This window comes from Thermogemmatispora sp. (genome assembly GCF_019683635.1).
GTDB lineage: Bacteria > Chloroflexota > Ktedonobacteria > Ktedonobacterales > Ktedonobacteraceae > Thermogemmatispora.
Window position 1 is genome coordinate 23033 of the sequence record NZ_JADGIA010000030.1, and the last position, 10904, is coordinate 33936.

A 10904-nucleotide genomic window follows, 5' to 3' on the forward strand; every position below is an offset into this window, starting at 1 on the left:
GTCTCTGCCCTGTGGCAATGCTATCATTACAAGTCAGTTTTTTATGTCTCGTAACCGAGCACTTAGCCTGGCAGAAGGCTAGCCGCTTCTTCCTCCTGCCTGGTGACTGCTGATCTGGGAGGATCCGCTCTATGGCCTTGCAGACTGCTCAACCGCGCTCACCTACTCCCCCGGCGTTGGAGACCAGGTCAACGGCCTGGCTGCTCTGGCTGCGCAGGGTTGGCTCTGGGCTAGGGCGTCCGCTGCTGGCCCTGGTCCTGGCGCTGATCGCCGGCGTGGTTGTAATCATGATTACCGCTTCCGGTTCGCTCATCGATCGTTTCAACGCCGCCTTGCTGGCCTACGGTTACCTCTTCGTGGGGGCCTTTGGCAACGCCGCTAATCTCTCATTTTCGCTGGTCAATGTCACCCCCCTCATTTTTACGGGCCTCTCGGTGGCCATTGCCTATCGGGCGCGCCTCTTTAATATCGGCGCCGAGGGCCAGTTTGCTGCCGGAACCATTCTGGCGGCGATCATCGGCCTCAAGTGCTCGACATGGCCAGGTTGGCTGCTGGTGCCGCTGATGATTGTGGCTGGGGCTTTGGCCGGCGCGGTCTGGGGAGGGATCGTCGGCCTGCTCAAAGCCTGGCGCGGCGCTCATGAGGTGGTGACGACGATCATGCTCAACTGGATTATTTTCTATGTCAGTGACTGGCTTGTCTCGGGACCACTGCAGGCCCCCGGCCAGGCTGATCAGACGTCCTCTATGCCCCCGCAGACGAATCTTCCGAAGCTCTCGGTGCTCTACAATCAGACGCTTGGCCATTTCCTTCCCACCATTAGTCAGCCTGAGCAGTACATTGTGGACATTAGTTTCCTCTTTGCGCTCGCAGCTCTGGTAGTCTACTGGTTCCTGATGACACGCACGACTTTCGGCTACGAGACGCGCGTGGTGGGGGAAAATCCGCGTGCCGCTCAGTACGCCGGGATCTCGGTGAAGCGCAATGTGGTGCTGGTGATGGCGCTGGCTGGTCTCTTTGCCGGCCTGGGGGGGACACTGCAGCTGATGGGACAGTACCCTTACGAGGTCATCGGCCAGGTCTTTCGTAACGATACAACTGGCTTCGATGCAATTGGCGTGGCCTTGCTGGGGCGCATGACGGCCATTGGCATCTTTCTGGGGGCCTTGCTCTTCGGAGGCATGCGCCAGGGTGGCTCTCTGATGCAGCTGAAGGCCAATGTGCCTGGCGACCTGGTCTATATTATCGAAGCTCTGGTCCTCTTTAGTATCGCTGTCCAGTTCCTCCCGGTAATCCAGCAGGCCATCGTTAAGCGCTTCTCGGCGGCACGTCGACCGACGGTGGTGGCCGCCCTCGCCGGTGGGGTGGTCGACCTGGACCAGGAGCCTACCAACGGGGCGGAGGCTCCAATGATGAATGATCAGCCGCTGCCCGAGACCGACAAGGCCGCCCTGGCTGATGGTCAAGGGCAGGTTCAGACGCCGGCTCAGGAACGTCAACATCAGCAGAACGGGGAGGCGTGAAGCGTGTTCTGGCCTATCTTTTTGCGGGTAATTACTTCTGGCGATCTCTGGCAGGCTTCTCTGCAGTTTGCCGCTCTTCTCTTGCTGCCAGCTCTCGGGGGCGTAATCTCAGAGCGCAGCGGCGTGGTGAACATTGCGATGGAGGGCATGATGTTGATCGGCTGCTATGTTGGGGTGGTGATCACCCTGGCCAGCCATAGTGTCCTCGTCGGGCTGCTGGCGGCAATCATCGCTGGCGGCTTGCTGGCCCTGGTGCACGGTGTGGTCTCGATTCATCTCAAGGCCGACCAGATTATCAGTGGTATTGCCATCAACGTCGCCGCTCTGGGATTGACCAACTACCTCAATATTATACAGACTGGTGGTCAAGGTATCCCTAGCCTCGCTTCTAATCTGCGCCTTCCCATGCTGAGCTGGGGGCCGCTGGCACAGATCCCTTTCCTTGGTCAGGTGCTCTTTCAGCAGAATGTAGTGTTTTACGTGACGATCGTCATCCTGATAGGTCTGCAGTTCCTGCTATTTAGAACGAATCTGGGCCTGCGCATTCGGGCTGTGGGGGAGCATCCGCAGGCCGCGGACACCGCCGGCATTGCCGTACGCCTGATCCGCTATGCCTGTGTGGTCGCCAGCGGCCTGCTCTCAGGGCTGGCGGGGGCTTTCCTGGCTTTGGGTGTGGCCGGCACGTTTAATTCCAATATGACTGCCGGGCGTGGCTTCATCGCGCTGGCGGCGGTCGTCTTTGGGAAGTACACGCCGCTGGGGGCTGCCGGGGCCTGTCTCATCTTTGGCCTGGGCCTGGCCTTGAGCGTGCGCCTGCAAGATACAGGCATTGATTCCAATTTGCTGGCGACGTTGCCTTACATTCTCACCATTATTGCTCTGATCGGGCTGGTCGGGCGCACTGTGGCCCCGGCTGCCGATGGCGTACCCTACGAGCCGGGCAGCGCCGAATAGCAGGCATTGCCAGCGCCCAAGGAGGTCAAGGAAGCATGCACGAACAGGAGAAGGCGCCTCTCGCTCAGGCGGCAAGTCCAGACCTGGCTGCCTCGCCCTATGCTGTGGAGATGCGTGATATCTGCAAAGCCTGGCCCGGCGTGGTGGCGAACGATCACGTGAACTTACGCGTCCAGCGGGGCGAAATTCATGCTCTGGTCGGAGAAAATGGGGCCGGCAAGACGACCCTCATGAACATTCTCTATGGGCTGGTGCGCCCCGATAGCGGGGAGATCTATGTCAACGGTGAGCGTGTCCATATTAGCGGCCCCCGCGATGCTATTCGCCTCCATATCGGCATGGTGCATCAGCATTTCATGCTCATTCCCCCGCTGACGGTAGCTGAGAACATTGTGCTGGGCCAGGAGCCGGGTGGGCCTTTGGCCGTCTATGATCGACGGCGGGCCCGTGAGCTGGTGCTCCAGCTCAGTGCTCGTTATGGGCTGCCTATTGATCCCGACGCCCGCATCGAGAAGCTCTCTGTCGGCCTGCAACAGCGCGTGGAGATTCTCAAGGCTCTCTACCGGGCTGCTGACATCCTCATTCTGGATGAACCAACTGGTGTGCTGACACCCCAGGAGACCTATGAGCTGTTCGATGTGCTACGCGCTCTTTCTCGCCAGGGCAAGACTGTCATATTCATTACTCATAAGCTGCGTGAGGTGCTCGACCTCACCGACCGCGTGACGGTTCTGCGCCGCGGGCGCAACGTCGGCGAGCTGGTGACGCGCGAGACGAATCAGGCGGAGATTGCACGTCTGATGGTAGGACGCGAGGTCCTCCTGCGCGTCGAGAAGCGTCCGGCGCGGCCTGGGCCAGTGGTGCTGCGCGTGGAGAATCTGCATGCCAGCTCCGATCGGGGGCTGGAGGCGCTGCAGGGGGTCAGCTTTGAGGTGCATGCTGGCGAGATCCTGGGAATCGCTGGAGTGGAAGGCAACGGCCAAAGCGAGCTGGTCGAGGTCCTGAGCGGCATGCGCCGTGCCACGGCTGGCCGCGTTACCGTTACCCATGCCAGCGGTGAGCAGATTGGCAAAACCTACGACATTACCAGCATGAATGCACGCGAGGTGCGCCTCGTCGGTGTGGCGCACATTCCCGAGGACCGCCGCGGCACTGGTTTGGTGCTCAGCGACACTATTGAAAACAACGCTATTCTGGGACGTGAGCGCTGGCCGCGCTTTGCCTGGGCGCGCTTCATCCTGCGTCTAGGCGAGATTGCTCACTGGGCGCGACGCCTGGTGCGTGAATTCGACGTTCGCACACCGAGCACCAGACTACCAGTGCGCGCTCTCTCCGGCGGTAACCAGCAGAAAATAATTGTGGCGCGCGAATTCGCCGCTGATCCACAGCTGCTGATCGCGGCTCAGCCAACGCGTGGCGTCGATATTGGCGCCATCGAGTTTATTCATCGGCGTCTGGTTGAGCAGCGTGACGCTGGCAAAGCTATCTTGCTCGTTTCTGCCGAGCTGGACGAGATCCGCTCGCTATCCGATCGCATCGCTGTAATGTACGAGGGGCGGATTGTCGATATCGTCACGCCCGAGGCCAGCGAGGAGGAGCTGGGACTGCTCATGACAGGCGGGCGCCCGTCGGGAGCCTCACGAGAGGAACAGGCGCAGGCGACGGGTGACTCGGGAGCATGAGCGAAAATAAGCCGCGGCTCGGCTGGGAGTCCCGCGGCTCTTGACCTCGTCTCCTGGCTGTGATCTCGATCTGGTCTAACCTGAGCGGGGAGGCTTCTCTGCTCTGCCAGGCCGGTCCCAGGGTTTGGCTATCTCCTCGTGGTCTACCTGGGATGACCTGGGATGACAGGCTTCAGAGAGGACCTAGCAACGCAGGCCCAGCACGCGCAACAGACGAGCAACGTCGCTGGCGCGACAGGCATCGCGGCTGGCCAGCGCGGCCTGCCCGGTCTCCTGTAGTAGCTGCACCGCCTCGGGCGTCTTCAGATCGTCATCTAAGAGGGACTCGAAGTGAGCGCGCAGCTCGCTGCTGCTCTCCGTGGTCTCCGCCGGGCAGCCGGCGGCCAGGGCAGCGACCTCCTCGAAAAGGGCGGCTTGCTGGCTGGCCAACTCCAGGTCAGCAGGGAAGCACTCCCAGGGCTGGCGATAATGATGATTGAGCAGCAGGAGGCGGATCGCATTAGCGCTATACTGCTTCAGCAGGTCGCTGACCAGGGTCAGGTTGCCCAGCGACTTGCTCATCTTCTCTCCCTGCTGGTAGACCATGCCGGTATGCAGCCAGTAGCGGACAAAAGGCGTCTTACCCGTGTAGTGCTCAGATTGGGCGATCTCGCAAGTATGGTGAGGGAAAGCCAGATCGGCTCCGCCGCCGTGGATATCGAGCTGCTCCCCCAGGTAGTGGAGTGCCATCGCGCTGCATTCGATATGCCACCCCGGGCGTCCCGGTCCCCAGGGACTGGGCCAGGCCGGCTCACCGGGAGCCTGAGCCTGCCAGAGCACAAAATCCAGTGGATCGCGTTTGCGCCGGTCATCAGGATAATTGCCGCGCTCGTTGGCCACCGCCAGCATGGCGTGGTAGTCTTGGAGGCCGATGGCGCGTCCCAGGGCACCGAAGTCGGGATCACGACGCACATCGTAGTAGACGCAGCCATCGCTCACGTAGGCGTAGCCGCGCTCGATCAGTTTCTGCACCATTTCGATAATGTGTGGAATCTCATCGGTTGCGCGCACATAGAAAGTCGGGCGGCGGACATTGAGCGCATCCATATCGCGCAGAAACCTCTCGGTCTCGCGCCTGCCCAGCTCATCCCAGGGCACACCCAGTTCGCGCGCCTTGCGCAAAATATCGTCATCGATGTCCGTGACATTCTGCACGTAGCGCACAGAGTAACCACGGAATTCCAGATAGCGAATGAGCGTATCGAAAGAAGCGTAGGTGAAGGCATGACCCAGGTGAGTAGTATCGTAGGGAGTCACCCCGCACACGTAGATACGCACATTGTTCCCTTCGAGGGGTACAAACGTCTCCACTCGCTGGGTGAGCGTATTAAACAGCTTCATGGCGTTCTCCAAGACCGAACAGGCGCGTGGCGTTCGCTGTAGTGATCTGAGCGATTTCATCCAGCGTCAGGCCCCGGATCTCGGCTAGCTTCTGAGCCACATACTTCACGAAGAGCGGCTCGTTGCGTCTGGCGCGCAGGGGCAAAGGGACAAGATAGGGACTATCGGTCTCGACCAGCACGCGATCGAGGGGAACCAGGCTGGCGACCGCGGGCAGGGCGTTGCCCGGGCGGGTCAAAGGGCCAGCGAAGGAGAGCATGAAGCCCTCGAAGGAAAGACATTCCTCAGCCTGGGCTACATCGCCCGAGAAGCAGTGGAAGACCCCACGCAGTCCCCGGCCATGAGCACGCAGCAGCTCCATCACATCTTCGTGGGCATCGCGCACGTGGATAATGCAGGGGAGGTTGCAGCTGCGAGCAAGCTCCAGATGGGCACAGAAGACCGCCCTCTGCACATCACGCGGTGAAAGCATGCGGAAGTAATCAAGCCCAAATTCGCCAATGGCCACCACCTCGGGAGCGCGTGCCAGACTGCGCAGTTGAGCCTCTACCTCCTCGTTGTAAGAGGTGGCCTCGTGAGGATGCACGCCAACGGCGGCGAAGATCTGACCAGGATAGCTCTGGGCCAGAGCTAGCGCCGCACGACTCGACTCCAGATCGCAGCCGGGATCAACGATGTAGCCGATCCCCCCTGCGAATGCGGCGCGCAGCACCGCATCGCGATCTTTCTTAAAACGGGGAGCATCGACATGGGCGTGGCTATCAACAAGCAACCGCTGCATCCTTTCCTCTGTGAACAGGAAGACACGCAAAAAAAAGAAGGGTCAACGCTGGCTTATTCTTTGTCTGTTCAAGAGCTTTCTTTAGTATAGTCTATCGCTGAAATGGATGTCAACAACGCGGCGGTGATGGTAGGCGGGCCGGGCGCAAGCGCCCCAGCTCAGGCTGAGTTTTGAGCGGGCTGGGCCGCCTTCAGGCCAGGCCAGGTCAGAACCCTATAAAAAAATACCCAGGGAGGCCCAGACAAAATCAGGTGATTACCTGATGCCTGGCACTTTGCCATACGCTACGATAAACAGGAACATCTTGAGCCATGCTGTCAGAGCATGGCATCTGGCACTCGCGATCAAGAGGATGTTTCTGGAGGAGAGAGAATCGCATGCAGAATCTCGCGCCACAGGTTGTATCAATTGCAGATGCGTGCCTGGGAGGCTTGCACGGTCGTTCCGCCCTACTGATTGGACCGGAAGAGCTAAGGCGGCCATTTGTGCAATTGCTGAAGCAAGCTGGTATGCAATCTATCTATGAGGAAGAGAGTGCAAATCAACTGGACAGGCTGCTACCACAAGTACAGTTGCTTATCAGCATTCCGGCTGCAGCACCTGCCGCGCCGCTCATTTCCGCGGCGGCTATTGCCCAGGGGTGCGGCAATCGCCAGGTTCCCTTAATCATTCTGGATCTGGCGCGTAGCCCTTCCGTTGAAGAAATGGTCGGCCTATTGCCCTTTGTCTGCCTCTATACCCCCGCCGACCTCCAGCGTATTCTCCACAACAGCTGTGCTAAAGCGAGCTGATTCTATGGTACCATAAGAATGGCCACAGAGAGCCTTCTCTTGAGGTCCTAGCTGGCCGCTCTTCTGTTGAGAAAGCTATCTATCTGCCTGCTCTCAGGCGCAGGGAGCGAATGAGGACGTTATGGAAGTGATCAAGATCTCTCCCCGCGGCTACTGCTATGGCGTCGTTGACGCTTTGCAGATTGCTCGTCGGGCTGCCAAAGATCCAATGCTGCCCCGTCCAATCCATATCATTGGCCAGATCGTTCACAACCGTCATGCTATTGAAGAGCTGACCGCCCTGGGCATCATTACCCTCGATGGGCCGAACCGTGCGGCGATCCTTGAGCAGGTCAAAGAAGGAACAGTAATCTTTACCGCGCATGGCGTCTCGCCCCTGGTCAAGGAGCGAGCGCGTGAGCGTGGCCTCTGCTGTATTGATGCCACCTGTCCTGATGTGACCAAGACCCATGATCTAGTGCGCGAGCTGGTGGCGGAGGGCTACTATATTCTCTACATTGGCAAGAAAGGGCATCCTGAGCCCGAGGGAGTCATGGGAGAGGTCCCGGGCCATATTAGCCTCATCGAGAGCGAAGCCGACGTCGATGCCCTGCAGCTCACGCCAGAGCAGGAAAAGAAACTGGCTATCTCGACACAGACCACTCTCTCGCAATGGGACACACAACGTATCATTGAGTACATCAAGGCTCGTTATCCCCAGGTCAAGGTCTACATTGACATCTGCGCCGCCACGCAGCTCAGGCAAGAGGCAGTGGTGCGGCAGGCGAAAGGGGCCGATCTTACGATCGTGGTGGGTGATCCCCGAAGCAACAACACCAACCGTCTTGTGCAGGTCTCAGAAGAGCTAGCCGGCGTTCCTGCCGTCCGCATCGAGGATCTCTCTGAGCTGAAACTGGAATGGCTCAAGGGCAAGAAGCGCGTCGCAGTGACAGCGGGAGCCTCGACCCCCAGCCAGATCACGCGCGAAGTGATTCGTTTTCTTGAACAATACGAGCCAGAGCCCTAGCGCAGCAGGGCTGCCCTGGTCTGGTTGGGCTGGGCATGGCTCTCATGAGGACGAACAAGCGGAACGGGCTGCCGGCCCCTGTCCTCGCTCGCAAGAAGCGCCTCCTTTCACCTCGGCCCTCGCGCCGACGCTGAGCCGTTGGTCGAGGGGCAACCGCCAGAGCGCAAAGGCGCTCTGTCTTGTCCTCCCCGCGCAAGACCAGGTCCGGGCCTCAACGACGAGGCTCAGGCCCGGACCAATCGCCGCAGGGCAGTCCCGAAAGCGACATCTCTTGCTCTTTGCTCCCTCTTCTTCGACATGCTTCACTGAGGTCCAAGTAGCGTATGGCGAATCAGCATCAGGTGAGTCAGAGGGCCGAGACCGCCGGGTACTGGTGTCAGAAATGAGGCCACGCGGGCTACACTCTCGCTATCGACGTCGCCAACCACCTTCCCATCAACCGTGGTAATGCCAGCGTCCAGCACCACCGCCCCAGGCTTCACCATCTCGGCAGTGATCAGCCCTGGCTTGCCCGTGCTTACTACCAAAATATCCGCGCTGCGGGTAATCTCCGCCAAATCGCGGGTCTGTGAGTGGCAGATTGTCACCGTGGCATCCTCACGCATCAGCGTCAGCGCGATCGGCTTGCCCCCGATATTGCTCCGACCCACAATGACCGCATGCTGACCAGCTACGCGGATGCCAGCCTCGCGCAGCACTGTTAGCACCACATCTGCGGTCGAGGGGATAAAGCTAGGAAAACCGAGCAGGAGATTGCCGGCATTGCGTGGCCCAAGGCCATCAACATCCTTTTCGGGGCGCAGGACCTCGGTCACCACGCGCTGGCGAATATGGTCCGGCAAGGGCAAGAGTAGCACGATCCCGTCAGTCGTTGGGGCCTCGCTCAGTGTGGCGACCTCTGAGCGGATCTCTTCCTCCTCTACCTCGAATGGGTAGGCCAGCGTCACGCAGCTCAGACCAATGCGACGGCAGGAGCGGACAAGCTGGCGGCTGTAGACCTCAGCGGCGGGATCGCGGCCAATGATAATTTGTGCCAGGCGCGCCGAGCGACGATGCTGCTTGCGAAACTCGGCTGCCTCCTGCTGTAACTCAGCCATCATGCGCGCCGCCAGAGGGCGGCTGTCGAAGATCGTTGCAGACATCAAGAAGCCTCCTTCCTCCACAGGCGAAATCTCCTGGCGTCCATCATACCATAGCCGAGAATGCGGCGCTGCGTCGTTCTACCCTGCGATCAAGCCACCCAGGGTAGAACGACGCTCAGCAAACATGGTCGGGAAGGAGAAAGGGAGGAGAGGAAGGCGCTTTCAGGCCGACGTCGCCCGCGGCTCAGTACGCTGCACCAGGAGCAGCAAGAGAATGCCGAGCGGCGCCAGCTCCAGGAAGGCCACGCCTGCCGTAATGCCCAGGCGACCGGCGATGAGTCCTACAATACTGGGCAAGACCACGGAAAAAGGAGTACCCAGGCTCAACAAGGCTCGACCCGTGCCCGAGCGGCCCGGCAAGCGCTCATAGACCTGAGCCCGGCCTAGCGGAAACCAGGAGATCGAACTGGCCCCCACCACACAGAGCAGCAAACCGGCCAGCCAGAACGAGCGAGTCAACAGCAAGGCCGTCATCCCGATCAGCGCCACCAGCGCCGAGCCAGCCAGGAGCTGACGCACCGTCAGCCCCACGGCCAGCAGCAGCTCGCAGAGCAGCAGGCCGGCGAAGCCAGAAGCGCTCTCAAACGTGATCAAACTCTCTACTGCGTCATCTGATAAATGGAGCATATCTTGCAAATAGAGAGATACAAATGATCGATAGACTTCATCAAGCATCACTGGCAGCGTGGCGATCACCACCCAGCCGAGCAGAAGAGGGTTGCGCACCGCTGCCAAAAAGCCTTCCAGCAAGAGGCCCAGACGCGAACGTCGCCCCTCGCGGCGCTCCACCTGGGGGAAGCGCAGGGCGCAAGAAAACAAAGCCACCGCCAACCAGATCGCCGCGGCCAGCCAGCAAAGACTGGGCCAACCCAGGGCCAGCAGCGCAACAATGGTCACCGTCAGCGGTGTCAGGAAATCGCCCAAATTGCCGATGAAGGCCAGACGCAGCATCGTACGCGTACTGCGGTGGGGATTCTCATCGATCAACGAAGATTGTGCCGCTCCCAGGGCAATATCGTTGGAGGGATAAAGCAAGGCGAACGCTAACAGAATAACCGCGAACGAGCGAGCCAGACCGGCTAGCACGAACGAACCAGAGAGCACCAGCAGACCGCCAATCACCCAGATCTTCTTCGTTTGCCCCAGGTCGCTCAGCACGTTGCTCAAAGGCTCCAGCACCATTGACATCGCCGCCCCCAGCGTAAAAAGCAGGCCAATCTGCGTATAGGTCATCGGTACCTGGTGACGCAGTAAAGGTAAGCCAATAGTGGGAATGCCTGAGAGCATTTCCTCTAACAGTGTGATACTAAAAAGCGTCAAGCGCAGAGGGGAGAGAGAGAGGCGGCCCGAGAAGGCCCGTGTGAAGAGCATGAGACCTCCTTCCTTGTGTCTGGCTCCAGGCCAGCGGTGCCGGGCGATCCGGCTTTGCTGGTAGGGCGCGGCAAGCGCGGACGTGCAGCACCGCTGCCGGTCTTCGCTCTTGAACCTGTGAGGCATTCATCGTAGCTAGAATTTTCTTGCTACTATTCAGTATACTCGAAAATATAAATATATGCTATTGTCTGTAACAAGCGAGCAGTATTATTGGCTGTTTCTATAGCAAGCAATCTGTTTTTTCTACGGGGAAGGAGGGAGAGGTGAGCAG

General features: G+C 59.7%; 9 protein-coding genes. 5 read left to right on the top strand and 4 right to left on the bottom strand.

The window, feature by feature from the left end; all coding sequences use genetic code 11:
- The first annotated feature begins 131 nt into the window (after positions 1–131).
- From IRZ31_RS05565 to IRZ31_RS05575, 3 genes are all read left to right on the top strand, one after another.
- Complete coding sequence (locus IRZ31_RS05565) at positions 132–1523, top strand: ABC transporter permease (RefSeq protein WP_297150745.1); 1392 nt, start codon at positions 132–134, stop codon at positions 1521–1523.
- A 3-nt stretch (positions 1524–1526) separates the two neighbouring features.
- Complete coding sequence (locus IRZ31_RS05570) at positions 1527–2477, top strand: ABC transporter permease (protein WP_297150748.1); 951 nt, start codon at positions 1527–1529, stop codon at positions 2475–2477.
- 110 nt (positions 2478–2587) lie between these two features.
- Positions 2588–4159, top strand: a complete 1572-nt coding sequence (locus IRZ31_RS05575) for an ABC transporter ATP-binding protein (RefSeq protein ID WP_363325635.1) — start codon at positions 2588–2590, stop codon at positions 4157–4159.
- 183 nt (positions 4160–4342) lie between these two features.
- On the opposite strand, the gene cysS is transcribed toward IRZ31_RS05575, so the two are convergent.
- The gene (cysS, locus tag IRZ31_RS05580) at positions 4343–5539 is read right to left on the bottom strand and encodes a cysteine--tRNA ligase (protein WP_297150753.1); all 1197 of its coding nucleotides are present in this window, start codon (positions 5537–5539) and stop codon (positions 4343–4345) included.
- A complete protein-coding gene (locus IRZ31_RS05585) occupies positions 5526–6320 on the bottom strand; it encodes a TatD family hydrolase (RefSeq protein WP_297150755.1) in 795 nt (264 codons plus the stop codon). The genes cysS and IRZ31_RS05585 overlap by 14 nt, the downstream gene beginning before the upstream one ends.
- A gap of 509 nt (positions 6321–6829) precedes the next feature.
- On the opposite strand from IRZ31_RS05585, the gene IRZ31_RS05590 reads away from it, so the two are divergent.
- Positions 6830–7111, top strand: a complete 282-nt coding sequence (locus tag IRZ31_RS05590; RefSeq protein WP_297150757.1) for a hypothetical protein — start codon at positions 6830–6832, stop codon at positions 7109–7111.
- Between the two features lie 121 nt (positions 7112–7232).
- Complete coding sequence (locus tag IRZ31_RS05595) at positions 7233–8117, top strand: 4-hydroxy-3-methylbut-2-enyl diphosphate reductase (RefSeq protein ID WP_112430514.1); 885 nt, start codon at positions 7233–7235, stop codon at positions 8115–8117.
- Between the two features lie 302 nt (positions 8118–8419).
- On the opposite strand, the gene IRZ31_RS05600 is transcribed toward IRZ31_RS05595, so the two are convergent.
- Together IRZ31_RS05600 and IRZ31_RS05605 are read right to left on the bottom strand one after the other, a co-directional pair.
- Complete coding sequence (locus IRZ31_RS05600) at positions 8420–9259, bottom strand: bifunctional 5,10-methylenetetrahydrofolate dehydrogenase/5,10-methenyltetrahydrofolate cyclohydrolase (protein ID WP_297150760.1); 840 nt, start codon at positions 9257–9259, stop codon at positions 8420–8422.
- A gap of 162 nt (positions 9260–9421) precedes the next feature.
- On the bottom strand, positions 9422–10630 hold the full coding sequence (locus IRZ31_RS05605) for an MFS transporter (RefSeq protein WP_297150763.1): 1209 nt from the start codon (positions 10628–10630) through the stop codon (positions 9422–9424).
- Positions 10631–10904: the final 274 nt, after the last annotated feature.